General features: G+C 38.5%; 25 protein-coding genes, 1 pseudogene and 1 other annotated feature. Of the genes and pseudogenes, 23 read left to right on the top strand and 3 right to left on the bottom strand.

Annotated features, from left to right (window positions below):
- Positions 1–4 precede the first annotated feature (4 nt).
- The 18 genes from rlmB to tuf all read left to right on the top strand — a co-directional run bounded on the left by rlmB (position 5) and on the right by tuf (position 19,193).
- The gene (rlmB, locus tag LN051_RS10305; RefSeq protein WP_229292435.1) at positions 5–760 is read left to right on the top strand and encodes a 23S rRNA (guanosine(2251)-2'-O)-methyltransferase RlmB; all 756 of its coding nucleotides are present in this window, start codon (positions 5–7) and stop codon (positions 758–760) included.
- Entirely contained in the window at positions 757–1,281 is a 525-nt protein-coding gene (locus LN051_RS10300; protein ID WP_229292434.1) for an NYN domain-containing protein, read from the top strand. Before rlmB ends, LN051_RS10300 begins: the two co-directional genes overlap by 4 nt.
- Positions 1,282–1,355: 74 nt before the next feature.
- Positions 1,356–1,940, top strand: coding sequence for a sigma-70 family RNA polymerase sigma factor (locus tag LN051_RS10295; protein ID WP_229292433.1), 585 nt, complete (start codon positions 1,356–1,358; stop codon positions 1,938–1,940).
- A 78-nt stretch (positions 1,941–2,018) separates the two neighbouring features.
- The gene (gene rpmG / locus LN051_RS10290; RefSeq protein ID WP_229292432.1) at positions 2,019–2,162 is read left to right on the top strand and encodes a 50S ribosomal protein L33; all 144 of its coding nucleotides are present in this window, start codon (positions 2,019–2,021) and stop codon (positions 2,160–2,162) included.
- Between the two features lie 71 nt (positions 2,163–2,233).
- Positions 2,234–2,413, top strand: coding sequence for a preprotein translocase subunit SecE (gene secE / locus LN051_RS10285; protein ID WP_229292431.1), 180 nt, complete (start codon positions 2,234–2,236; stop codon positions 2,411–2,413).
- A gap of 18 nt (positions 2,414–2,431) precedes the next feature.
- Positions 2,432–2,980, top strand: coding sequence for a transcription termination/antitermination protein NusG (nusG, locus tag LN051_RS10280; protein WP_229292430.1), 549 nt, complete (start codon positions 2,432–2,434; stop codon positions 2,978–2,980).
- A gap of 260 nt (positions 2,981–3,240) precedes the next feature.
- On the top strand, positions 3,241–3,663 hold the full coding sequence (gene rplK / locus LN051_RS10275; protein ID WP_037566312.1) for a 50S ribosomal protein L11: 423 nt from the start codon (positions 3,241–3,243) through the stop codon (positions 3,661–3,663).
- 243 nt (positions 3,664–3,906) lie between these two features.
- On the top strand, positions 3,907–4,605 hold the full coding sequence (rplA, locus tag LN051_RS10270; RefSeq protein ID WP_105962898.1) for a 50S ribosomal protein L1: 699 nt from the start codon (positions 3,907–3,909) through the stop codon (positions 4,603–4,605).
- A gap of 115 nt (positions 4,606–4,720) precedes the next feature.
- Positions 4,721–4,862: a sequence feature (ribosomal protein L10 leader region), on the top strand.
- 46 nt (positions 4,863–4,908) lie between these two features.
- Positions 4,909–5,409 carry a 50S ribosomal protein L10 gene (gene rplJ, locus LN051_RS10265; protein ID WP_229292429.1) on the top strand — a complete coding sequence of 167 codons (501 nt, stop codon included), beginning with the start codon at positions 4,909–4,911 and terminating at the stop codon, positions 5,407–5,409.
- Between the two features lie 53 nt (positions 5,410–5,462).
- Entirely contained in the window at positions 5,463–5,828 is a 366-nt protein-coding gene (gene rplL, locus LN051_RS10260) for a 50S ribosomal protein L7/L12 (protein ID WP_229292428.1), read from the top strand.
- Between the two features lie 79 nt (positions 5,829–5,907).
- The gene (locus LN051_RS10255) at positions 5,908–6,516 is read left to right on the top strand and encodes a class I SAM-dependent methyltransferase (RefSeq protein WP_229292427.1); all 609 of its coding nucleotides are present in this window, start codon (positions 5,908–5,910) and stop codon (positions 6,514–6,516) included.
- Positions 6,517–6,728: 212 nt separating this feature from the next.
- On the top strand, positions 6,729–10,280 hold the full coding sequence (gene rpoB / locus LN051_RS10250) for a DNA-directed RNA polymerase subunit beta (RefSeq protein ID WP_229292426.1): 3,552 nt from the start codon (positions 6,729–6,731) through the stop codon (positions 10,278–10,280).
- Between the two features lie 228 nt (positions 10,281–10,508).
- Positions 10,509–14,126 (top strand): DNA-directed RNA polymerase subunit beta', encoded by a 3,618-nt coding sequence (rpoC, locus tag LN051_RS10245; RefSeq protein WP_338061513.1) that lies wholly within the window; start codon positions 10,509–10,511, stop codon positions 14,124–14,126.
- A 143-nt stretch (positions 14,127–14,269) separates the two neighbouring features.
- On the top strand, positions 14,270–14,524 hold the full coding sequence (locus tag LN051_RS10240) for a ribosomal L7Ae/L30e/S12e/Gadd45 family protein (protein WP_229292425.1): 255 nt from the start codon (positions 14,270–14,272) through the stop codon (positions 14,522–14,524).
- A 95-nt stretch (positions 14,525–14,619) separates the two neighbouring features.
- A complete protein-coding gene (rpsL, locus tag LN051_RS10235; RefSeq protein WP_229292424.1) occupies positions 14,620–15,033 on the top strand; it encodes a 30S ribosomal protein S12 in 414 nt (137 codons plus the stop codon).
- 82 nt (positions 15,034–15,115) lie between these two features.
- On the top strand, positions 15,116–15,586 hold the full coding sequence (gene rpsG, locus LN051_RS10230; protein WP_014614746.1) for a 30S ribosomal protein S7: 471 nt from the start codon (positions 15,116–15,118) through the stop codon (positions 15,584–15,586).
- Positions 15,587–15,731: 145 nt separating this feature from the next.
- Complete coding sequence (fusA, locus tag LN051_RS10225) at positions 15,732–17,813, top strand: elongation factor G (RefSeq protein WP_229292423.1); 2,082 nt, start codon at positions 15,732–15,734, stop codon at positions 17,811–17,813.
- Positions 17,814–18,005: 192 nt separating this feature from the next.
- Complete coding sequence (tuf, locus tag LN051_RS10220) at positions 18,006–19,193, top strand: elongation factor Tu (RefSeq protein WP_229292422.1); 1,188 nt, start codon at positions 18,006–18,008, stop codon at positions 19,191–19,193.
- 173 nt (positions 19,194–19,366) lie between these two features.
- Here tuf and LN051_RS10215 read toward each other — a convergent pair whose 3' ends face one another.
- Positions 19,367–20,536, bottom strand: coding sequence for an amidohydrolase (locus LN051_RS10215; protein ID WP_229292421.1), 1,170 nt, complete (start codon positions 20,534–20,536; stop codon positions 19,367–19,369).
- 108 nt (positions 20,537–20,644) lie between these two features.
- Between LN051_RS10215 and LN051_RS10210 the strand changes: the two genes are divergently transcribed.
- From LN051_RS10210 to LN051_RS10200, 3 genes are all read left to right on the top strand, one after another.
- Positions 20,645–21,835, top strand: coding sequence for a glycine C-acetyltransferase (locus LN051_RS10210; protein ID WP_229292420.1), 1,191 nt, complete (start codon positions 20,645–20,647; stop codon positions 21,833–21,835).
- Between the two features lie 275 nt (positions 21,836–22,110).
- Positions 22,111–23,070 (top strand): L-threonine 3-dehydrogenase, encoded by a 960-nt coding sequence (locus tag LN051_RS10205; protein WP_229292419.1) that lies wholly within the window; start codon positions 22,111–22,113, stop codon positions 23,068–23,070.
- Between the two features lie 786 nt (positions 23,071–23,856).
- Positions 23,857–24,933, top strand: a complete 1,077-nt coding sequence (locus tag LN051_RS10200) for a branched-chain amino acid aminotransferase (RefSeq protein ID WP_229292418.1) — start codon at positions 23,857–23,859, stop codon at positions 24,931–24,933.
- Positions 24,934–25,034: 101 nt separating this feature from the next.
- Here LN051_RS10200 and LN051_RS10195 read toward each other — a convergent pair.
- Positions 25,035–25,244 (bottom strand): annotated as a pseudogene (locus LN051_RS10195) (tyrosine-type recombinase/integrase); the annotation flags it as partial.
- Positions 25,245–25,334: 90 nt separating this feature from the next.
- Here LN051_RS10195 and LN051_RS10190 point away from each other — a divergent pair.
- Positions 25,335–25,658 carry a pathogenicity island protein gene (locus tag LN051_RS10190; protein WP_229292417.1) on the top strand — a complete coding sequence of 108 codons (324 nt, stop codon included), beginning with the start codon at positions 25,335–25,337 and terminating at the stop codon, positions 25,656–25,658.
- Positions 25,655–26,134 (top strand): terminase small subunit, encoded by a 480-nt coding sequence (locus LN051_RS10185; RefSeq protein ID WP_229292416.1) that lies wholly within the window; start codon positions 25,655–25,657, stop codon positions 26,132–26,134. Before LN051_RS10190 ends, LN051_RS10185 begins: the two co-directional genes overlap by 4 nt.
- Positions 26,135–26,193: 59 nt before the next feature.
- Here the strand turns inward: LN051_RS10185 and LN051_RS10180 are convergent, their stop codons facing one another.
- A complete protein-coding gene (locus LN051_RS10180) occupies positions 26,194–26,583 on the bottom strand; it encodes a hypothetical protein (RefSeq protein ID WP_229292415.1) in 390 nt (129 codons plus the stop codon).
- Between the last annotated feature and the right edge of the window lie 228 nt (positions 26,584–26,811).

Here is a 26,811-nt window from a genome sequence, read left to right as displayed (position 1 = left end):
TCAATTGGAAACAGAAATTATAGTGGGACGTCATGCCGTAAGAGAAGCCATTCAATCTGGACATGCTATCAATAAGGTGCTCATTCAAGAAGGCGTTAAAAAACAACAAATTGAAGATATTTTAAAATCTGCAAAATCTCAAAAACTTGTGGTCCAAGCAGTGCCAAAGTCCAAATTAGACCAAATTTCAAATGCGCCCCATCAAGGTGTTGCGGCCTACGTAGCACCATACGAGTATGAACCTTTAGAAACGTTTTTAGAGAAACAAGCTCAAAAAGAAGCGTTATCGACGGTCATGATATTAGATGGTCTTGAAGATCCACACAATCTTGGATCAATATTAAGAACTGCTGACGCTACTGGTGTTGACGGTATTATCATTCCTAAAAGAAGATCTGTTGCCTTAACGCAAACGGTAGCTAAAGCATCTACAGGTGCCATTCAGCACGTCCCTGTGATTCGAGTGACGAATCTTTCACAAACGATAGATACACTTAAAGAACAGGGGTATTGGGTTGCTGGTGCAGAAGCGAATAATGCAACGGATTATCGTCACATGCAAGCAGATATGCCACTAGCTATTGTGATTGGTAGTGAGGGGCAAGGGATGAGTAAGCGTGTAAAAGAAAAGTGTGACTTTTACATTAAAATTCCAATGGTTGGCCACGTGAATAGCTTAAATGCCTCTGTTGCAGCAAGTTTATTAATGTATGAAGTGTTGCGTAAACGTCTTGCCCCTGGTGGTGACCAAAACGCATGATAGATTATTACGTAATAATTGATGGCTATAATATGATAGGGCAATCTCCGGAATTAAGTCGTTATGCTAAAGAGAATCTTGAGGAAGCGCGAGAACAATTGCTCATTGCGATATCTAACTACAACGCACATATGAAAGGTAAAGTCATATGTGTGTTTGATGCTTATGACACAGAGACGCCTCAAACTGAAACGGTGTATCATGGGGTGCATGTTGTATTTACAAAAGAAAATGAAACGGCAGATAGTTTTATAGAACGCTATGTACATAATATCTATAATAAGTACACGACGCATATTACTGTAGTAACGAGTGATATGAGCGAACAACATGCAATTTTTGGAACAGGTGCGTATCGTATGTCATCAAGGGAAATGTGGAAAGATTTGAAAGAGAATGAAACACACGTTTCTCAATCTATTTCTACATTTGAAGCGCGTAAACCACGAACGAGAATTCAACTGTCTGCTGATGTCTTATCAGAATTTGAAAAGATTAGACGTGGAGAGACTGAAAAGTAACGAAATGGGAGCTTGATTTGCATTGGCCACACTCGATATGATGATAAAAATCGAGTGAAGGCGAGGAATTTTAATTGCGTTTAAAGCCCACACAACAAGCTGATTTTAAGAACTTTGTACTCAATCTCAAAGCGAATCGACCTGAGGCATTACACGAGTTCATTAGAACAGTGAGACGCTGTGCAATGGTTGGTATCAATGATTACCGTATTACACCACAAGACTTTGAAGATATTGTACAAGAAACGGTTTGGGCAGTATATCGAAAAATATGCCAACCAGAATTTCATTTAGATGTGCCATTAGAACACTACATTAATAAAACGCTTTTTTATAAGAAAATGGACTATCGACGCAAACGTGCTTATTACCAAACATCGATGACTCATTTTATAGAAGAGTTTGAAATGCACTATGAGGGGCGCATCAAAAAGACACAAGGCTTTTCAATGTTAAAGGAAGATTTAGCAGAAACGAAACGTGCTGCACAAATATTAAGTGAATTCGAGTTGGAAATATTGGAGTATCTTATTGAAGAATGGACGCCTAATGAAATTGCAAGCGAACTTGGCATACCTGCGAAACGGGTATACAATGCGATTTATCGTTTGAGGAAAAAATTAAAAGGGCGATTATTACAAAATAAGGAAATCCATTAAAGCCTACAAAAGTTGTTTGACAATTGAACACAATCTTATGTATAGTAAACTGGTATTATAGGAGTAAGGTGAGTTAATGTGAAAAAAGTACCACTCAACTGCGAAAAGTGTGGCAATCGTAATTATCATGTACCTAAATCAAACCATCATACGACACGACTCGAGCTTAAAAAGTTCTGTGCGACATGTCAGACGCACACATTGCATAAAGAGTCGAAATAATCCACTGCACATTACGGGTGCGACGTGATAGATTCAAAACGTGATTACTATTGAAATTGGAGGGAATCCAAATGGCTAAAAAAGAAAACTTCTTCCAAGGCGTTAAATCAGAAATGGAGAAAACAAGTTGGCCAACCGGGACGGAACTTGTGAAATACACAGCAATCGTTGTGTTTACAGTAATGTTTTTCTTAGTATTCTTCTGGGGTCTAGATATTGGTATTGGCCAAATTATTGAATTGATAAAATAGAAATGAGGAGTTGTCAGCATGTCTGAAGAGTTAGGGGCTAAACGTTGGTATGCCGTTCATACCTACTCAGGTTACGAAAATAAAGTGAAAAAGAATTTAGAAAAGCGTGTTGAGTCTATGAACATGACTGAGCAAATTTTTAGAGTTGTGATTCCAGAAGAAGAGGAAACACAAGTCAAAGATGGCAAAGCAAAAAAACAAACAAAGAAAACGTTCCCTGGCTATGTTTTAGTGGAATTGATTATGACAGACGAATCTTGGTATGTAGTTCGTAACACGCCGGGCGTTACTGGTTTTGTTGGTTCTGCTGGTGCTGGCTCAAAGCCAAACCCATTATTACCTGAAGAGGCACGCTTCATCTTGAAACAGATGGGTATGAAAGAAAAAACAATTGATGTAGAAGTTGAACTTGGTGAACAGGTACGCATTACTTCTGGGCCATTTGCGAACCAAGTTGGAGAAATTGATGAAATCGAAACGAATAAGTTCAAATTGACAGTGCTTGTAGATATGTTCGGACGCGAGACACCTGTAGAAGTTGAATTTGATCAAATCGAAAAATTATAATCTCATTGTTGCTGTAGAGGAGTGAGGCATGGAAATGTCTACGCTCCTTATTTTGTTTGTTGCATTTAAAAAGAAAAGAGAGACATCGCTCCTAGATTTCTTTTTTTGCTTCTAAAATTTTTGTTGTCAAGTGATTTTACAAATGTTATAATAACGAAGTCGCGCGTAAATAGCGCTACATTTCGTCACGAAATGTTAAATGAGTGGGAGGGCAAAACTGAGCCCTGTGACCACATCACGATATCAAGGAGGTGCACATCGTGGCTAAAAAAGTAGAAAAAGTAGTTAAGTTACAAATTCCAGCAGGTAAAGCAAACCCAGCACCACCAGTTGGTCCTGCATTAGGTCAAGCCGGTGTGAACATTATGGCTTTCACAAAGGAATTCAACGCACGTACGCAAGAACAAGCAGGTTTAATTATTCCGGTTGAGATTTATGTATATGAAGATCGTTCATTTACATTCATCACTAAAACACCACCTGCAGCAGTATTACTTAAAAAAGCAGCTGGTATTGAAAAAGGTTCTGGTGAGCCAAATAAAAACAAAGTTGCTACAGTAACTAAAGATCAAGTACGTGAAATTGCTAACACTAAAATGCCTGACTTAAACGCTGCTGACGAAGAAGCGGCTATGCGTATCGTAGAAGGTACTGCACGTAGCATGGGTATCATCGTTGAGTAATTCTCGTAAATAACGACATATAAAGCAAACAAGATAAATGTCTGTTCATACATTTCAAATGTATGCATACTCGATATGGTGTCACACCATCGGATGAAAGACAAACATAGATAGCATATTAAACGTTACCTGTTATCTATGCTCGAGGGGCGGGGCGCCGAAATCATTGAAGATAATAAGATTTCTGTCCCGCTCCCAACGTGGGAGGACATTCCGCTAAAACCACTAAAGGAGGAAAAAACTATGGCTAAAAAAGGTAAAAAGTATCAAGAAGCTCTAAGCAAAGTTGATCGTCAAGCATTCTACTCAGTAGAAGAAGCAATCAGCTTAGCTAAAGAAACAAGCGTTGCTAACTTCGATGCTTCTGTTGAAGTTGCATTCCGTTTAGGTATTGATACACGTAAAAACGACCAACAAATCCGTGGTGCAGTAGTATTACCACACGGTACTGGTAAATCACAACGTGTATTAGTGTTCGCTAAAGGCGACAAAATTGCAGAAGCAGAGGCAGCAGGTGCTGACTACGTAGGCGATGCTGAATATGTAAACAAAATCCAACAAGGTTGGTTCGACTTCGATGTTGTAGTAGCAACACCAGATATGATGGGCGAAGTTGGTAAATTAGGTCGTGTATTAGGGCCTAAAGGTTTAATGCCTAACCCTAAAACAGGTACAGTAACAATGGACGTTAAAAAAGCTGTTGAAGAGATTAAAGCAGGTAAAGTTGAATACCGTGCTGAAAAAGCAGGTATTATCCACGCTTCAATTGGTAAAGTATCATTCGATACTGACAAATTAGTGGACAACTTCAAAACTTTACAAGATGTATTAGCGAAAGCGAAACCATCTTCAGCTAAAGGTACGTACTTCAAGTCTGTAGCTGTAACAACAACTATGGGTCCTGGTATTAAAGTAGATACTTCTAGCTTTAAATTAAACTAATCATAAACGCAACGATAGATTTTAGGAGTTAGGATAAGAAATGTCCCGACTCCTACATTTTTGATTAATTTAATAAAATAACGGTTGACTATTTACACAAAAGCCGTTATATTTATATATGTTGTATATTTTACCTAAGACAGTAGGAGTTCTTTGAGAACTTAATCTATGATCCTACCGAGGCTAAAATTGACTTGAACGTGATAAACATTCAAGCACTTTTTGCTGTGGGTAAAAAGTGCTTTTTTATTTGTTGTATAACAAATTTACAAAGCACCAAATTATTTTGATGGAGGTGTCTAAATGTCTGGAATTATTGAAGCTAAAAAGCAACATGTTGATGAAATTGCTGAGCAACTGAAAAGTTCAGTTTCAACAGTTGTTGTTGACTACCGTGGTTTAACAGTAGCAGAAGTAACTGAATTACGTAAACAATTACGTGAAGCAGGTGTTCAGTATAAAGTATACAAAAACACAATGTTACGTCGTGCAGCTGAAAAAGCAGGTATCGAAGGTTTAGATGAATTTTTAGCAGGTCCTACTGCTATCGCATTCACAACTGAAGATGTTGTTGCACCAGCTAAAGTTATCGCTGGATTCGCAAAAGAACACGAAGCTTTAGAAATTAAATCAGGTGTTATGGAAGGGAACGTTATCTCTGCTGACCAAGTTAAGACAGTGGGTTCTTTACCATCACACGAAGGTCTTGTTTCTATGCTATTATCAGTATTACAAGCACCAATGCGCAACTTCGCTTATGCAGTTAAAGCTGTCGGTGAAAGCAAAGAAGAAAACGCAGAATAATCTCATTTACATGGCGTAAAAAATAAATTTTAAAATAACGGAGGAATATAAAAATGGCTAATCAAGAGCAAATCATTGAAGCAATTAAAGAAATGTCAGTTTTAGAATTAAACGATTTAGTTAAAGCAATTGAAGAAGAATTTGGTGTAACTGCAGCAGCACCAGTTGCAGCAGCAGGTGCAGCAGGTGGAGAAGCAGCAGCAGAAAAAACTGAATTTGATGTTGAGTTAACTTCAGCTGGATCTTCAAAAATCAAAGTTGTTAAAGCAGTTAAAGAAGCTACTGGCTTAGGATTAAAAGACGCTAAAGAATTAGTTGACGGCGCTCCAAGCGTAATCAAAGAAGGTTTACCTAAAGAAGAAGCTGAAAAACTTAAAGAACAATTAGAAGAAGTTGGCGCTTCAGTAGAATTAAAATAATTCTTTTGATAAGTGAAAACCCGCTATTTCATGTAAATAGCGGGTTTTATCAATATTATACTAAAAAGGTGTGAATGCGATGAGTCATTACTATGATTCACATCCAGACAGTGAATCGAACGAACGAACACTCACTTATGAAACAGAGCACCAGCAACTTACTTTAACGACAGATGCAGGTGTGTTTTCTAGAGAACGTGTTGATTTCGGTTCTGATTTATTAATTCAAACATTTCTAAACGCTCATCCTCCCGGCGAAGTGAAACGTATTATTGATGTAGGGTGCGGATATGGGCCGATAGGTTTAATGCTTGCGAAAGTGGCACCATATGATGAGGTTACAATGCTTGATGTCAACCATCGTGCACTTGCTTTAGTAGAAAAAAATGCGCGTCTAAACGACATCCATAATATTAAAGTGTTGGAAAGTGATGGTTTATCAGCAATTGAAGTAGCGCAAGCAGATTATATTTTAACAAATCCGCCTATTCGAGCAGGCAAGCAAGTCGTGCACAAAATATTAGAAGATGCCCATGCTTGTCTTAAAGCTAAAGGTGCTTTGTACGTAGTGATTCAAAAGAAACAAGGTATGCCTTCAGCGAAGAAGAAAATGGAAGCTGTTTTTGGGAATGTTGAATCTATCAAAAACAGTAAAGGTTATCACATTTTGAAGAGTATAAAGGGTTGATTTAATCCTCTATATATGATAAAGTATTAAGATGAAAAAATTATGTTCAATAAGTGTGTACTTTTACCGCTAAAGTTTCATTGTAACATTTCATAAATACGTAATCAGAATAGAAAATGGTGTCATCATATAGTGAACAACCGTTTTCTTTTTGTCTTGTTACATAAGACTTTTTATAAAAGAGGCACACAATTTTTGAGGGGTGAATCTGTTTGGCAGGTCAATTTGTCCAATATGGAAGACATCGTAAACGTAGAAACTACGCAAGAATCTCAGAAGTATTAGAATTACCAAATTTAATTGAGATTCAAACAAAATCATATGAATGGTTTTTAAAAGAAGGACTCTTAGAAATGCTTCGCGACATTTCTCCGATTGAGGACTTCACAGGTAACCTTTCTTTAGAGTTTGTTGATTATAGATTAGGTGAACCGAAGTATGACTTAGAAGAATCAAAAAACCGTGACGCGACGTATGCGGCACCTTTACGTGTGAAAGTACGCTTGATTATTAAAGAAACAGGCGAAGTGAAAGACCAAGAAGTATTCATGGGCGATTTCCCATTAATGACTGAAACTGGAACTTTCGTAATCAATGGTGCAGAACGCGTTATCGTGTCTCAATTAGTACGTTCACCATCCGTATACTTCAACGAAAAATTAGATAAAAATGGTCGCGTGAACTATGATGCAACTGTAATTCCAAACCGCGGTGCTTGGTTGGAATATGAAACAGATGCTAAAGATGTTGTATACGTTCGCATCGATAGAACACGTAAGTTACCATTAACTGTATTATTACGTGCATTAGGTTATTCTACAGATCAAGAAATTATTGATTTAATCGGAGATAACGAATATTTACGTAATACATTAGAAAAAGACAGCACAGAAAATACAGAACAAGCATTGCTTGAAATTTATGAACGTTTACGCCCAGGTGAACCACCAACTGTAGAAAATGCGAAGAGTCTTTTATACTCTCGTTTCTTTGACCCTAAACGTTATGACTTAGCTAGCGTAGGACGTTATAAAGCAAACAAAAAATTACATTTAAAACATCGTTTATTCAATCAAAAATTAGCTGAGCCTATCGTAAACACTGAAACTGGTGAAATTGTTGCTGAAGAGGGCACAGTTTTAGATCGTCGTAAATTAGACGAGATTATGGATGTTTTAGAATCAAATGCTAACGCGCAAGTTTACGAACTTCCAAATAGTATTGTTGATGAACCTGTTGAAGTTCAATCCATTAAAGTTTACGTACCTAACGATAATGAAGAGCGTACTACAACAGTAATTGGTAATGCATTCCCTGATTCAGAAGTGAAATGTATTACGCCAGCAGATATTGTGGCTTCAATGTCTTATTTCTTCAACTTATTACATGGCATTGGTTATACAGATGATATCGACCATTTAGGTAACCGTCGTTTACGTTCTGTAGGCGAATTACTTCAAAACCAATTCCGCATTGGTTTATCACGTATGGAGCGTGTTGTGCGTGAAAGAATGTCTATCCAAGATACAGATTCAATCACACCACAACAACTGATTAATATCCGTCCGGTGATTGCATCTGTAAAAGAGTTCTTTGGTAGCTCTCAATTATCACAATTCATGGACCAAGCTAACCCACTAGCAGAATTAACACATAAACGTCGTTTATCTGCGTTAGGACCTGGTGGTTTAACACGTGAACGTGCTCAAATGGAAGTGCGTGACGTACACTACTCCCACTATGGTCGTATGTGTCCAATCGAGACACCAGAGGGTCCAAACATTGGTTTAATCAACTCACTTTCAAGTTATGCACGTGTCAATGAATTTGGTTTTATTGAAACGCCATACCGTAAAGTAGACCTTGAAACAAATTCGATTACAGATCAAATTGATTACTTAACAGCGGATGAAGAAGACAGTTACGTTGTAGCACAAGCGAACTCTCGTTTAGATGAAAATGGTCGCTTTATTGATGACGAAATTGTTTGTCGTTTCCGTGGTAACAATACAACAATGGCAAAAGAGAAAATGGACTACATGGACGTATCTCCTAAGCAGGTTGTTTCTGCTGCGACGGCATGTATCCCATTCTTAGAAAATGATGACTCTAACCGTGCATTAATGGGTGCGAACATGCAACGTCAAGCCGTACCTTTATTAAACCCAGAGTCACCATTTGTAGGTACAGGTATGGAACATGTTGCCGCACGTGATTCAGGTGCTGCAGTACTTGCAAAACACCGTGGTCGTGTAGAACATGTTCAATCAAGCGAAATCCTTGTCCGTCGCCTTATTGAAGAAAATGGCAAAGAGATTGAAGGCGAATTAGATCGCTATCCATTAGCGAAATTTAAGCGTTCAAACTCTGGTACATGTTACAACCAACGCCCTATTATTGCCGTAGGAGATGTCGTTGAGAAAAACGAAATTCTTGCTGATGGTCCTTCTATGGAGCTTGGTGAAATGGCATTAGGTCGTAACGTTGTTGTCGGCTTCATGACTTGGGACGGTTATAACTATGAGGATGCCGTTATTATGAGTGAACGTCTAGTGAAAGATGATGTCTATACTTCAATTCACATTGAAGAATACGAATCTGAAGCACGTGACACGAAACTCGGACCAGAAGAAATTACGCGAGATATTCCAAACGTTTCTGAAAATGCACTTAAAAACTTAGATGATCGCGGTATCGTATATGTTGGTGCAGAAGTAAAAGATGGCGATATCTTAGTTGGTAAAGTTACGCCTAAAGGGGTTACAGAATTAACAGCAGAAGAACGTCTTTTACACGCGATTTTCGGTGAAAAAGCACGTGAAGTGCGTGATACATCATTACGTGTGCCACATGGTGCTGGCGGTATCGTTCTTGATGTTAAAGTTTTCAATCGTGAAGATGGCGATGATTCACTTTCACCAGGTGTAAACCAACTGGTACGTGTATATATCGTTCAGAAACGTAAAATTCATGTAGGGGACAAGATGTGTGGTCGTCACGGTAACAAAGGTGTCATCTCTAAAATCGTTCCAGAAGAAGATATGCCGTACTTACCAGATGGACGTCCAATCGATATCATGTTAAACCCACTTGGTGTACCATCACGTATGAATATCGGACAAGTATTAGAGCTACACTTAGGTATGGCTGCTAAAAACTTAGGTATTCATGTTGCTTCACCAGTTTTTGACGGTGCCAACGACGACGATGTGTGGTCAACAATCGAAGAAGCTGGTATGGCACGTGACGGTAAAACAGTCCTTTACGATGGTCGTACAGGTGAACCATTCGATAACCGTATTTCTGTAGGGGTTATGTACATGTTGAAACTTGCGCACATGGTTGATGATAAACTACACGCGCGTTCAACAGGACCTTACTCACTCGTTACGCAACAACCACTTGGTGGTAAAGCACAATTCGGTGGACAAAGATTTGGTGAGATGGAGGTATGGGCACTTGAAGCATACGGTGCAGCATACACATTACAAGAAATTCTTACGTACAAATCAGATGACACTGTAGGACGTGTGAAAACTTACGAATCTATCGTAAAAGGTGAAAATATTTCTAGACCAAGCGTTCCAGAATCATTCCGAGTATTGATGAAAGAACTTCAAAGTTTAGGTCTAGATGTTAAAGTGATGGACGAACAAGATAATGAAATTGAAATGCGTGATTTAGAAGAGGATGACGTTCCTGATCGCAAAGTCAATTTGCAACCATCTAGTGTTCCAGAATCACAAAAAGATTTAACAGAGTAATTTTTGTATAATCTGTGAGATAAATCGTATGCAATGTGCTAGGAAGTAGAAAATCGATTTCATATTGGCAAAGAGACGTAGCTTGGAAAGCGTGTACGTGATAAGCACGTTTTTCAAGACGATTTCTATGCCGCTTAGGCGCTACTTTCCTAACGCATATGCACATCTGCCATTGTTTTAAGGATCAATCAACTAGCACAGCTAATTAAAATAAAGGAGGTAGGCTCCTTGATTGATGTAAATAAATTCCATTACATGAAAATAGGACTCGCTTCACCTGAAAAAATCCGTTCTTGGTCATACGGTGAGGTTAAAAAGCCAGAAACAATTAACTATCGTACTTTAAAACCAGAAAAAGACGGTCTGTTCTGTGAACGTATTTTTGGACCGACTAAAGACTGGGAATGTAGTTGTGGTAAGTACAAGCGTGTACGTTATAAAGGGATGATTTGTGACCGTTGTGGTGTTGAAGTTACAAAATCAAAAGTACGCCGTGAACGCATGGGTCACATTGAACTTGCAGCGCCTGTATCACACATTTGGTATTTTAAAGGTATTCCTAGCCGCATGGGCTTATTATTGGATATGTCTCCACGTGCGTTAGAAGAAGTCATCTATTTCGCTTCATACGTCGTAGTAGATCCAGGCCCAACTGGTTTAGACAAGAAAACGTTACTCTCTGAAGCTGAATTCCGTGAGTATTACGATAAATTCCCTGGTCAATTCGTTGCGAAAATGGGTGCCGAAGGGATTAAAGATTTATTAGAAGAAATCAACTTAGACGAAGAGTTGAAAATGTTGCGCGATGAGCTAGAATCAGCGACAGGCCAACGTTTAACACGTGCGATTAAACGTTTAGAAGTTGTTGAATCGTTCCGTAATTCAGGCAACAATCCTGCATGGATGATTTTAGATGTACTTCCAATTATTCCACCAGAAATTCGTCCAATGGTGCAATTAGATGGTGGACGTTTTGCGACAAGTGACTTAAACGACTTATACCGTCGTGTTATCAACCGTAACAATCGTTTGAAACGTTTATTAGATCTTGGTGCGCCTGGCATCATTGTCCAAAACGAAAAACGTATGTTACAAGAAGCAGTAGATGCATTAATTGATAACGGCCGTCGTGGTCGCCCAGTGACTGGTCCAGGTAACCGTCCATTAAAATCATTGTCACATATGTTAAAAGGGAAACAAGGACGTTTCCGTCAAAACTTACTTGGTAAACGTGTAGACTACTCAGGACGTTCAGTTATTGCAGTAGGACCAAACTTGAAAATGTATCAATGTGGTTTACCTAAAGAAATGGCGTTAGAACTTTTCAAACCTTTCGTAATGAAAGAACTTGTACAACGTGAAATTGCTACAAACATCAAAAATGCGAAGAGCAAAATTGAACGTACAGAAGATGAAGTTTGGGATGTTTTAGAAGATGTTATTACAGAACACCCAGTGCTACTTAACCGTGCACCAACGCTTCACAGATTAGGTATCCAAGCCTTTGAACCAACATTGGTTGAAGGTCGTGCGATTCGTCTTCACCCGCTTGTTACAACAGCATACAACGCGGATTTTGACGGTGACCAAATGGCGGTTCACGTACCTTTATCAAAAGAAGCGCAAGCCGAAGCCCGCATGTTAATGTTGGCTGCACAAAACATCTTGAACCCGAAAGATGGTAAACCAGTTGTTACACCATCTCAGGATATGGTATTAGGTAACTATTACCTCACTTTAGAACGTAAAGATGCGGTTAACACAGGTTTATTATTTAACAATGCGAATGAAGTAATTAAAGCTTATGCGAACGGTTATGTTCACCTTCATACACGTATTGGGGTACAAGCAGCTTCATTCAATAACCCAACATTTACTGAAGCGCAAAACCGTAAGATTTTAACGACTTCAGTAGGTAAAGTGATTTTCAATGAAATTATTCCGGATTCATTTGCATACATCAATGAACCATCTGCTACAAACCTTGAAAAGAACACACCAGATAAATACTTTGTCGATGCTTCTGAACTTGGTGAGGGCGGCTTAGCTGAATACTTTGAAAAAACGGAACTTGTACCACCATTCAACAAAAAATTCTTAGGTAACATCATTGCAGAAGTGTTCAATCGCTTCAGCATTACTGATACATCAATGATGCTTGACTTAATGAAAGACTTAGGATTCAAGTACTCTTCAAAAGCAGGTATTACAGTTGGTGTAGCTGACATCGTCGTGTTACCAGACAAGAAAGAAATTCTTGATGAATCAGAAAAACTCGTTGAACGTGTACAAAAACAATTCAACCGTGGTTTATTAACTGAAGAAGAGCGTTACAACGCTGTTATTGAGATTTGGACAAACGCCAAAGATCAAATTCAAGAAGAGTTAATGCAATCACTTGAAAAAACAAACCCAATCTTTATGATGAGTGACTCTGGTGCCCGTGGTAACGCATCTAACTTTACACAGTTGGCAGGTATGCGTGGATTAATGGCTGCCCCATCTGGTAAAATCATCGAGCTCCCAATCACATCATCATTCCGTGAAGGTTTAACCGTATTAGAATACTTTATTTCTACACACGGTGCGCGTAAAGGTCTTGCCGATACAGCCCTTAAAACAGCGGACTCAGGTTACCTTACTCGTCGTCTTGTTGACGTGGCACAAGATGTTATTGTTCGAGAAGAAGACTGTGGTACTGACCGTGGTTTACTTGTTTCAGACATTAAAGAAGGTACTGAAATGATTGAACCGTTTATTGAGCGTATTGAAGGACGTTACGCTAAAGAAACAATTCGTCACCCAGAAACAGATGAAGTCATCATACGTCCAGACGAATTAATTACACCAGATATTGCTAAAGAAATTACAGATGCTGGTATCGAAGAAATGTATATCCGCTCTGCATTCACATGTAATACGCGCCATGGTGTATGTGAAAAATGTTATGGTAAAAACTTAGCGACAGGTGAGAAAGTCGAAGTAGGTGAAGCAGTCGGAACAATCGCTGCGCAATCTATCGGTGAACCAGGTACGCAGTTAACGATGCGTACATTCCACACAGGTGGGGTAGCTGGTAGCGACATCACACAAGGTTTACCGCGTATCCAAGAGATTTTTGAAGCACGTAATCCTAAAGGTCAAGCCGTGATTACAGAAATCGAAGGTACGATTGACAACATTACAATTGGTAAAGACAGACAACAAGAAATTGTTGTTAAAGGCGCGAATGAAACACGTTCATACCTTGCACCTGGTACATCTCGTCTTAAAGTCGAAATTGGACAAGCCGTAGAACGTGGTGAAGTATTAACGGAAGGTTCAATCGAACCGAAAAACTTCTTAGCTGTTGCTGGTCTTACAGCGACAGAAGCATACTTGCTCAAAGAAGTTCAAAAAGTATACCGTATGCAAGGGGTAGAAATCGACGATAAACACGTTGAGGTTATGGTTCGTCAAATGTTACGTAAAGTGCGTATTATCGAAGCTGGTGATACGAAATTATTACCAGGTTCTCTTGTGGATATTCACCACTTTACAGACGCTAACCGCGAAGCATTTAAAGAACGTAAACGCCCAGCAACGGCAAAACCAGTGCTTTTAGGTATCACTAAAGCATCACTTGAAACAGAAAGTTTCTTATCAGCAGCTTCCTTCCAAGAAACAACACGTGTACTTACAGACGCTGCCATCAAAGGTAAACGTGATGACTTACTTGGCCTTAAAGAGAACGTTATTATCGGTAAGCTGATCCCAGCTGGTACAGGTATGAAACGTTATAGCCAAGTAGATATTGAAAAAGAAAAAGCAACTATCGATACGCAAGAGCACTTTGTGACAGAATAATCGATAGCATAAAAGGCGCAGTGAAGTCATCACTTGCTGCGCCTTTACTTTTTTGTTTTATCACTTAAAAAATGTTGACGTAACAGTATTGAAATGATAATATAGAAAAGGTTGATGCAAGCAGTACTTTGGAGGATATGCAAATGTCTAATGAAAAAGTCACACGCTTAAACAAACATACCTACGTTGTTGGTTTGAAACAGACGCTTAAAGCGTTAAAGAATCATAACGTATCACAATTGATCATCGGCGAAGATGTTAATGTGCATCTCTTAGCTCGCGTGTTAAGCTTTGCCAATCAAAATAACGTACCAATTACGTTTTACGAGAGCCAAAAGGCTTTAGGAGAATATATTGGTATCAATGTAAAGGCAACTGTGGTTGCTTTGTTGAAATGAGATTAGTAAGTATATAAAGCTTACTAAATTTTATTTAACCCAAAAATGAACCACCTGGATGTGTGGGATTAAAAATTGAGAGAGGAGGACACATAATGCCTACTATTAACCAATTAGTACGTAAACCAAGACAAAGCAAGTCAAAGAAATCTGACTCACCTGCTTTAAACAGAGGTTTCAACAGTCAAAAGAAACAATTCACGAAGTTAAACTCTCCACAAAAACGTGGTGTGTGTACACGTGTTGGGACTATGACACCTAAAAAACCTAACTCAGCGTTACGTAAATATGCACGTGTGCGTTTATCAAACAACATCGAAATCAACGCATACATCCCTGGTATCGGACACAACTTACAAGAACACAGTGTTGTACTTGTACGTGGTGGACGTGTAAAAGACTTACCTGGTGTACGTTACCATATCGTACGTGGTGCGTTAGATACTTCAGGTGTTGACGGTCGTATGCAAGGTCGTTCATTATACGGAACGAAAAAACCTAAAAAATAAGGTTAAGATAATGTAAAAATTCATCAGTGATTATGACTGATAGAGAATAAATAAACTATAATAGGAAGGGAGGACTTGTATTATGCCTCGTAAAGGATCAGTACCTAAAAGAGACGTGTTACCGGATCCAATTCACAACTCTAAGTTAGTGACAAAATTAATCAACAAGATTATGTTAGACGGTAAACGTGGAACAGCTCAACGTATTCTTTATTCTGCATTCGACTTAGTTCAAGAACGTTCAGGTCGCGATGCGATGGAAGTTTTCGATGAAGCTATCAACAACATTATGCCAGTACTTGAAGTTAAAGCTCGCCGTGTAGGGGGTTCTAACTACCAAGTACCTGTAGAAGTTCGTCCAGAGCGTCGTACTACTTTAGGTTTACGTTGGTTAGTAAACTATGCGCGTCTTCGTGGTGAAAAAACTATGGAAGAGCGTTTAGCTAACGAAATCTTAGACGCTGCTAACAACACTGGTGGTGCCGTTAAGAAACGTGAAGACACGCACAAAATGGCTGAAGCGAACAAAGCATTCGCTCACTACCGTTGGTAAGATAGATGCCTACTCCCTGAGCTTTAAAGACATCGTCAACGTGCAACGTGCTTATCGCATATTGAACGTTTGTCATGACTTTGCTTAGGGTAAAGCTATATCTAATCATATTTATCCTATTATTCTGGAAGGAGAAAGAATACCCATGGGAAGAGACTTTTCTTTGAAGAACACGCGTAATATCGGTATCATGGCGCACATTGATGCTGGTAAAACGACTACTACTGAACGTATTCTTTATTACACTGGACGTATCCACAAAATTGGTGAAACACATGAAGGTGCTTCACAAATGGACTGGATGGAGCAAGAGCAAGACCGTGGTATTACAATCACATCAGCTGCGACTACAGCTGCATGGAACGATCACCGTGTAAACATCATCGATACACCAGGACACGTAGACTTCACAGTAGAAGTAGAACGTTCTTTACGTGTACTTGATGGTGCGGTAACAGTACTTGATGCACAATCAGGTGTTGAACCTCAAACTGAAACAGTTTGGCGTCAAGCAACAACATACGGTGTTCCACGTATTGTATTCGTAAACAAAATGGATAAAATGGGTGCAAACTTCGATTACGCTGTAAGCACTTTACATGACCGTTTACAAGCAAACGCAGCTCCAATCCAATTACCAATTGGTGCTGAAGATGAATTCCAAGCAATCATTGACTTAGTAACAATGAAATGTTTCAAATACAACAATGACTTAGGTACAGATATCGAGGAAACTGATATTCCTGAAGATATGCAAGACCGTGCTGAAGAAGCGCGTGAAGCATTAATCGAAGCTGTAGCTGAAACAAACGATGACTTAATGGAAAAATATTTAGGTGGAGAAGAAATTTCTGTAGAAGAGCTTAAAGACGCAATCCGTCAAGCTACTACTGATGTTGAATTCTACCCAGTATTATGTGGTACTGCATTTAAGAACAAAGGTGTTCAATTAATGTTAGATGCCGTAATCGATTACTTACCATCACCACTTGATGTTAAACCAATCGTAGGTCATCGTGCAGACGATCCTGAAGCAGAAGTTATCGCGAAAGCGGACGACAGTGCTGAATTCGCAGCATTAGCGTTTAAAGTTATGACTGACCCTTATGTTGGTAAATTAACATTCTTCCGTGTGTACTCAGGTACATTAACTTCAGGTTCTTATGTTAAAAACTCAACGAAAGGTAAACGTGAACGTGTAGGTCGTATCCTACAAATGCACGCGAACTCTCGTGAAGAAATCAGCACTGTATATTCTGGTGATATCGCAGCTGCTGTTGGTCTTAAAGATACTGGTACAGGTGATACGCTTTGTGGCGAGAAAAATGACATCATTCTTGAGTCAATGGAATTCCCAGAGCCAGTTATCCACTTATCAGTAGAACCAAAATCTAAAGCAGACCAAGACAAAATGACTCAAGCGCTTGTGAAACTTCAAGAAGAAGACCCAACATTCAAAGCGCACACAGACGAAGAAACTGGTCAAGTTATCATCGGTGGTATGGGTGAACTTCACCTTGACATCATTGTTGACCGTATGAAAAAAGAATTTAACGTAGAAGCAAACGTTGGTGCGCCAATGGTATCTTACCGTGAGACGTTCAAATCAGCGGCTGCTGTTCAAGGTAAATTCTCTCGTCAATCTGGTGGTCGTGGTCAATACGGTGACGTTCACATCGAATTCACACCTAACGAAACAGGTGCTGGTTTCGAATTCGAAAACGCTATCGTTGGTGGTGTAGTTCCACGTGAATACATTCCATCAGTTGAGCAAGGTCTTAAAGACGCTATGGAAAATGGTGTCTTAGCTGGTTACCCATTAATCGATGTAAAAGCGAAATTATTTGACGGTTCATACCACGATGTCGATTCATCTGAAATGGCCTTCAAAATTGCTGCATCATTAGCACTTAAAGAAGCTGCTAAAAAATGTGATCCAGTTATCTTAGAACCAATGATGAAAGTAACAATCGAAATGCCAGAAGAGTACATGGGTGACATCATGGGTGACGTTACAGCACGTCGTGGCCGTGTAGACGGTATGGAACCACGTGGTAACGCACAAGTTGTTAACGCATTCGTACCACTTTCAGAAATGTTCGGTTACGCAACTTCATTACGTTCTAACACGCAAGGTCGCGGTACTTACACAATGTACTTTGATCACTATGCAGAAGTACCTAAATCAATTTCAGAAGAAATCATTAAAAAGAACAAAGGTGAATAATAGATTACCCAACCCGTCTATGAGATAACTGTCTAATGGGGCGTTATCATCCCTTTACCTTCTTTTAAAATTGATTTTTTCGGTAAAATGATTTATAAAGGTAATAAAGATTATCTATCTCATGAAGGTGAGTAACTTTCATGAGAGATATTTAAAATATTAATTCTTAATTTGAAGAGGAGAGATTTCATAATGGCAAAAGAAAAATTCGATCGCTCAAAAGAACATGCCAATATTGGTACTATCGGTCACGTTGACCATGGTAAAACTACTTTAACAGCTGCTATCGCTACAGTATTAGCGAAACACGGTGACACAGTTGCACAATCATACGACATGATTGACAACGCTCCAGAAGAAAAAGAGCGTGGTATCACAATCAACACTGCTCACATCGAGTACCAAACTGAAAAACGTCACTATGCTCACGTTGACTGCCCAGGACACGCTGACTATGTTAAAAACATGATCACTGGTGCGGCTCAAATGGACGGCGGTATCTTAGTAGTATCAGCTGCTGATGGTCCAATGCCACAAACTCGTGAACACATCCTTTTATCACGTAACGTTGGTGTACCAGCATTAGTTGTATTCTTAAACAAAGTTGACATGGTTGACGATGAAGAATTATTAGAATTAGTTGAAATGGAAGTTCGTGACTTATTATCTGAATACGACTTCCCAGGTGATGACATTCCTGTAATCGCTGGTTCTGCATTAAAAGCTTTAGAAGGCGACGCTGACTATGAAGCTAAAATCTTAGAATTAATGGAAGCTGTAGATGAGTACATCCCAACTCCAGAACGTGATTCTGACAAACCATTCATGATGCCTGTTGAGGACGTATTCTCAATCACAGGTCGTGGTACAGTTGCTACTGGCCGTGTTGAACGTGGTCAAATCAAAGTTGGTGAAGAAGTTGAAATCATCGGTTTAACTGAAGAATCTTCTAAAACAACTGTTACTGGTGTAGAAATGTTCCGTAAGTTATTAGACTACGCTGAAGCTGGTGACAACATCGGTGCTTTATTACGTGGTGTTGCTCGTGAAGACGTACAACGTGGTCAAGTATTAGCTGCTCCTGGTTCAATCACACCACACACAAAATTTAAAGCTGAAGTTTACGTATTATCAAAAGACGAAGGTGGTCGTCACACTCCATTCTTCTCTAACTACCGCCCACAATTCTATTTCCGTACTACTGACGTAACTGGCGTTGTTCACTTACCAGAAGGTACTGAAATGGTTATGCCTGGCGATAACGTAGAAATGGACGTTGAGTTAATTTCTCCAATCGCTATCGAAGACGGTACACGTTTCTCTATCCGTGAAGGTGGACGTACTGTAGGATCAGGCGTTGTAACTGAAATCGAAAAATAATTCAATTTATCTTTATAGATAAAAAAAGAGTTGGCATTATGCCAACTCTTTTTTTGCGCTTTAACATCTAGGAAAGGGGCGAGACAACCGCTCCCCCATATATTTAGAAGCTATTCAATTTTGAAAATTTACTGTAGTAGTTTATAGTCTTGTTGTCATTCTAAAAAGGTGAATTAGGATATGACATTTTCAATTTCTAAAATTTGCATAAACGTGCTTACGGTATATTTCATGGCAGATTCATCGATATCAAAATGAGGGCTGTGATGTGGCCATTCGCTATTTTTCTGAGGACTTCCACATCCTGTGAAGAAAAATGCGCCTGGACGTGCTTTAAGATAAAATGAGAAATCTTCACCTACCATCATTAAATCAGAATCTTGATATCTAAAGTTAAGACGATTTGCGGCTTGTTTAACAATATCTGCTGAAGCAGCATGATTATAAACAGGAAGATAGCCTTTAATATAATCAAATTCGTACGTCATATCGTTTGCTAAAGCTAGCCCTTGGAGCAATTTATCCATTTTATGATAAATATGATTTTGAACTTCAGGTTCAAACGTTCGGACTGTCCCACGACAAATGGCATAATCTGGAATTACATTATCTGCTTCACCTGCTTGAACTTTCCCGAATGAAATAACAGCTTGTTTTACTGGATCAATCGTACGCGAAACAATTTTTTGCGTACTCAAAATAAATTCTGCCAAAATCACGACAGGGTCAATTGTTTCATGCGGTTTTGCGCCATGACCGCCTTTACCGTGAATGACAATGCTGAATTCATCTGGCTGTGCCATCATCGGGCCTGGTCTTGTATGAATCGTTCCTGTAGGATAACCACTCCATAAATGATTACCATAAACTTTATCAACGCCCATTAGTGCATTATCAGCAATCATTTCTTGTGCACCACCGGGTGTGACTTCTTCACCATATTGAAATAATAAGACAACAGTCCCTTTTAGTTTAGATTGATGTTCATGTAACAGTTCGGCCACGGTAAGTAATGTTGCGGTATGGCCATCATGTCCACATGCATGCATAACACCTGGCACTTTTGAACGATAAGGCACATCTTTTAAATCTTCAATCGGAAGGGCGTCAAAATCAGCACGTAACGCAATGGTTGGCCCATCGTCGCGTCCTGATATTTTAGCGATGATACCATTTTGTCCAACTGGCGCCTTAATTTCAAAGTCGAGTTTTTCAAGACGTTGGACAATAAATGCATGCGTATGTTTTTCAAAAAATGAAACTTCAGGATATTGGTGTAAATAGCGTCGTGTTTCAATCATTTGAGCCTCTTTCTCACGCGCAAGTTGGAACCAATCGGTCAATGTGATCACTCCTTCACTAAATACTTATTTTTATATTATACACATGCTTTGAAGTTTGTACAAAATGCGTTATGATTAAGATGATTTATAGTTGAAAGGGGAAAGAATATGGTTCAAAAGTTAAATGACTTTTTAGAAGAAAATATTAACTATCTTAAAGACAATGGCCTATATAACGAAATTGATTCAATCGAAGGCGCTAATGGTCCTGAAATTGCAATTAAAGGTAAAACGTATATCAACTTGTCTTCAAACAACTACTTAGGATTAGCGACAGATGAAGATCTTAAAACTGCGGCGAAAAATGCGATTGACTCACACGGTGTGGGTGCAGGTGCAGTGCGTTCAATTAATGGTACTTTAGATTTACATGATGAACTCGAGCAAACATTAGCAGAATTTAAAGGTACGGAAGCCGCTATTGCATATCAATCAGGTTTTAATTGTAATATGGCTGCAATTTCCGCTGTAATGAACAAGAATGATGCGATTTTATCAGACGAACTTAACCACGCTTCGATTATCGACGGTTGTCGCTTATCGAAAGCTAAAATTATTCGCGTTAACCACTCTGACATGGATGATTTACGTCAAAAAGCAAAAGAAGCTGTTGAATCAGGTCAATACAACAAAGTCATGTATATTACTGACGGTGTTTTCAGTATGGACGGTGACGTGGCGAAATTACCAGAAATCGTAGAAATCTGTGAACCTCTAGGTATCATGATTTATGTTGATGATGCTCACGGTTCAGGCGTTATGGGTAAAGGTGCAGGAACAGTTAAACATTTCGGCTTACAAGATAAAGTGGATTTCCAAATCGGTACATTATCAAAAGCCATCGGTGTTGTTGGTGGCTATGTAGCAGGTTCGCAACAATTAATCGACTGGTTGAAAGCACAATCTCGTCCGTTCTTATTCTCTACATCTTTAGCGCCTGGAGATACAAAAGCGATTACTGAAGCTGTGAAAAAATTAATGGCTTCTACAGAATTGCATGATCAATTATGGGATAATGCGAATTATCTAAAAGACGGTTTGAAAAACTTAGGCTTTAATATCGGTGAATCTGAAACACCAATTACACCAGTAATTATTGGTGATGAAAAGAAAACGCAAGAATTTAGTAAACGTTTAATGGATGAAGGTGTATACGTTAAATCGATCGTATTCCCAACAGTTCCACGCGGTACAGGACGTGTAAGAAACATGCCTACTGCAGCGCACACTAAAGAAATGTTAGACCAAGCTTTAGAAGTGTATGAGCGTGTAGGAAAAGAACTTAACGTCATCGAATAATTTGAATAAATGAAGCGATACAAGATTGGGGTAAAAGCACATAGAATTTGAAAAGCGCGACACGATTGTCGAAACGTACGCATGCTTTTTAAAATTCTGTTCTAGAGATACTGGCGTTCAGTTCTCGAGGAAAGGGGCTTGATGCTCCTTTCTTTGTTTTTTCAAGATGTACAAGTAAGCGCTTAAATGATATAATTGTTCTGTAAATTGAGGAAATGAGTGTAATTCAAAGACGTATGTCCGTCTCGAAAAGACAGTTAGGAGAATGAATATTTATGAAAAAGATCTTTATTACTGGAGCTTTAGGTCAAATTGGTACAGAACTTGTTGCAAAATGTCGCGAAATTTATGGTAATGAAAATGTATTAGCTACAGATATACGTGAACCAGAAGTAGGCTCTATTGTAGCTCAAGGACCATTTGAAATTTTAGATGTGACTGATGCAGATAAAATGGAACAATTAGTCGAGCAGTTCCAACCAGATACATTGATGCATATGGCAGCACTTTTATCAGCAACAGCGGAGCAAAAACCACTTTTAGCTTGGCATTTAAACATGGGTGGCCTTGTTAATGCATTAGAAGTTGCACGTAAGCACAACTTACAATTTTTCACGCCAAGTTCTATCGGTGCATTTGGCCCTAATACACCAAAAAAGAATACACCACAAGTAACGATTCAGCGTCCGAATACGATGTATGGTGTTAATAAAGTATCCGGGGAACTATTATGTGATTACTACTTCACAAAATTTGGTGTAGATACACGTAGCGTACGTTTCCCAGGCTTAATTTCATACGTCAAAGAACCAGGCGGCGGGACAACAGATTATGCCGTAGATATCTATTTCAAAGCTGTACGTGAAGGTAAGTACACGAGCTATATTGCTAAAGATACTTATATGGATATGATGTTTATGGATGATGCGATTGAAGCAATTATCCAATTAATGGAAGCGGATAGTGGCAAGTTAATTAACCGAAATGCATATAACTTAAGTGCAATGAGCATCGAACCAGAAATGGTTAAAGCAGCAATTCAAGAACATATGCCAAACTTTAAATTAGACTACGACGTGGATCCTGTACGTCAAGGTATCGCAGAAAGTTGGCCAGATAGCATTGATACAAGCTGTGCTAGAGGAGAGTGGGGCTTCAACCCTAAATACGACCTCAAAGCGATGACAACTCGTATGCTTGAAGCGATTAAAGATAAAGAAACACATAAAGCATAATTTAACATATAAAACTAAAAAGCACAGTAGCTGTCTGGATTGAACTGCGCTAGTTAGCTTATTCAATCCTAGTCAGCCTTGTGGGGGCGGGACGACGAAATCAATAGATTTCTGTCCCGCATCATAGATAGACGTTGAATATAAAGAGCACAGTAGCTGTCTGGATTGAATCGCGCTTAATAGCTTATTCAATCCTAGTCAGCCTTGTGGGGGCGGGACAACGAAATCAAATAGATTTCTGTCCCGCATCATAGATAGAGCGTTGAATACAAAGAGCACAGTAGCTGTCTGGATTGAATCGCGCTTAATAGCTTATTCAATCCTAGTCAGCCTTGTGGGGGCGGGACAACGAAATCAAATAGATTTCTGTCTCGCATCATAGATAGAGCGTTGAATACAAAGAGCACAGTAGCTGTCTGGATTGAATCGCGCTTAATAGCTTATTCAATCCTAGTCAGCCTTGTGGGGGCGGGACAACGAAATCAAATAGATTTCTGTCCCGCATCATAGATAGAGCGTTGAATATAAAAAGCACAGTAGCTGTCTGGATTGAACTGCGCTTAATGGGATGTTGTTTTTGGCATTTTTATGACTGTGTCTCTAATGATTTTCATATTTTTTCTAAAGTTTGTATAATATTTAGAGAGTCCGGCGTGTTGTATTTAAAGCAATAATGCGAAAGGGTTTTCTGAAAGTTAGATTAATTTTAATTTTCAGAAAATACATTGAATTGTAATATACACATTGATATAATGCATATATTACATCTAAATAGGAGGAATAATCATGTCAGATAAGATTCAATTTCAACAAAGAGAACAACTTAAAGAAAAGCCAGATCAGTCCAAATTAACTTTCGGTAAAGTATTTACAGACTATATGCTTAGCTTTGAGTATTCAATCGATAAGGGATGGCACGATTTACAGATTATTCCTTACGGTCCTATAGAACTTGCTCCGGCAGCACAAGTCATTCACTACGGTCAATCGGTATTTGAAGGGCTAAAAGCATATAAGCACGGTGATGAAGTGGTTTTATTTAGACCAGAGGAAAACTTTAAGCGAATTAATATGTCATTATCACGTTTGAAAATGCCAGAAATTGATGAAGCATTATTATTGGAAGGTCTGAAACAATTGATTGATGTTGAGCGCGATTGGGTTCCTGAAGGAGAAGGACAATCGTTATACATACGTCCTTTCGTTTATGCGACACAAGAAGGTTTAGGCGTACATCCTTCACATGAATACCGTTTATTAATTATTTTATCTCCATCAGGTTCATATTATGGCGGCGATTCATTAAGACCTACAAAAATTTATGTTGAAGATGAATATGTACGTGCAGTACGCGGTGGTGTAGGTTATGCGAAGGTGTCAGGCAACTACGCGGCAAGTTTACTTGCCCAATCTAATGCGAATGCAGAAGGCTTTGACCAAGTCCTTTGGTTAGACGGTGTAGAACAAAAATATATCGAAGAAGTGGGAAGTATGAATATCTTTTTCGTTATCGATAACAAAGTAGTTACACCTGAATTAAACGGCAGTATTCTTCCAGGTATTACACGTAAAACGGTATTGGAACTTGCAAAATCATTAGGATATGAAACAGAAGAGCGTCGTGTCGCTATTGATGAACTCTATCAATACCATAAAGAAGGTCGCCTTCAAGAGGTGTTCGGTACAGGTACGGCAGCTGTTATATCACCAGTGGGTGAGTTACAGTTTAAAGATGAAAAAATAAGCATCAATAACAATCAAACTGGTCCAATTACACAAAAGCTTTATGATCATTATACAGGTATCCAAAGTGGTAAATTAGAAGATCCATATGGTTGGAGAGTAGTCGTACCAAGATACTAAAAAGTTATGTCTGATGAGCTAGAAACCCCGTTTTAAAAAGGTTTCTAGCTTTTTTGTTTTGTTTGAATTTCTTGACTGAATACGTTTTGAATACGTTAATGCTAAAAATTGATGTATTTCGCAAACTTTTCAGCAATTTGATCACGTTGTTTCTCTGTAATGTGAGCGTAGATATCCATAGTTGTCCCTATATTACCATGACCCAATCTATCTTGCACTTCTTGAATAGACAAGCCAACTTCAAACAAGAGTGAGCAATGTGTATGTCTAAAGCTGTGTATCTTTATCTTCTTGAAATTATGTTTTTGACATAGCTTATCCATTTTTCGTTGGAGAATTGGACACGAAGTCTAACGTGCGAATAAATATCATCGGAAAGAGTATTTAAAAGTGGTGTGATAATGGATAAGCAGCAAATAAAAGACTTTATATTTCACTATTACGAACAAATTCATGACGACGCATTCACAGATGACTTCTTTAATATTGGTTATACCTACACAAACGAATGGATAGCCACAGATAATGTAGATGATCATATTCTAAAAAATCACTTAGCAATGATAGTTGACCAAGTAGCTACGGATAAAGAATTCTATATATTTGATGCCTTATTGCATGGGCGTAGTTACAAAGATGTTAGTCAAGTATTAGAGTGTCCCGCAGAATCAGTTAGACAATGGTTTGCTAAGTTATTAGATAAAATGATGGAGGTGATAGAATGAGTGAATTAACGTCTAGACAAGTCCGTTTTGTCAATGAGTATATTAAGACATTAAATATAACACAAAGTGCTATAATGGCAGGATATGCGCCAAATTCGGCACATGTGACGGGAAGTAGATTGTTGCGTAATGAAAAGGTCGATGAATATATCAAAAGCCAACAAGATAAAGTGATGGACGATAGCATCTTAACTGCCAAAGAGCTGTTCCATCTGTTAACGAATGCAGCAATAGGTGATGAGACTGAAACGAAAGAGGTTGTAGTGAAGAAAGGTACATTTGAACGCAATCCAGATACTGGACGCTTAAACCTTGTTTACAATGAACACGTTGAGCTGGTAGAAGTACCTATTAAGCCAAGTGACCGTTTAAAGGCGCGAGATATGTTAGGGAAGTATCATAGTTTGTTTACAGAGAAGTTAGATGTAAGTATAGCAACGCCAACATTTATAGAAGATATTCCGTTAGAAGAGTGAGAAATATATTAATGTCAGGAGTAAAAGGAACTGAAAAAAGCTACCATTATGGGTAGCTTTCAAATATTGTTGGCCAAAAATATTACTAGTACTCCGACAATTATTAATAACAAAAAAGTTCCAAAAAAAGGTACAGCCCCTAAAGAAAAAGTAAGACAAATAAAAATTATTGAAACAATCATTTGAATTATTGATGTTATAGACAAAAGTCTCCAAGCAATAAATATTGTTAAGCAAAAAAGAACAATTGTTGTAAATAGAAGCGCTAAAACCTGCATAGTAGAGCTTATATATCCATCCACCAAAAGATTACTAACATGAACTTTGCTACCAAATCTTGCAACAAATTTATCTGAAATATTAGACAAATAAAGATATGAAAAAATTGAAATAGCAAGAGTAATAAAGTTCCATTTGGCTTTACTTAAATCTTCTAGAATATCATCCATGTTATCCCCTCACTTTAGTAGCATTTTAATAAAAATCGTCATTAAGTTAACCGGTTTTGCCTAAGTGTCAGAATATTATTCCTAACTGTTGTTAATTAGAAATGTATTTTATGGTAGTAATCTAGTTAGAGATGCCAAAACGAGGGACAGGAAGAAAAGAGAGAAATGATTTATTCCGAGGTATACAAAAACAGAATAGTCAAAAATCTTTATCAATTCATTTTTTAT

The organism is Staphylococcus ratti (assembly GCF_020883535.1).
GTDB classification, from domain to species: domain Bacteria; phylum Bacillota; class Bacilli; order Staphylococcales; family Staphylococcaceae; genus Staphylococcus; species Staphylococcus ratti.
This window is presented reverse-complemented; position numbering and strand designations above follow the sequence as displayed.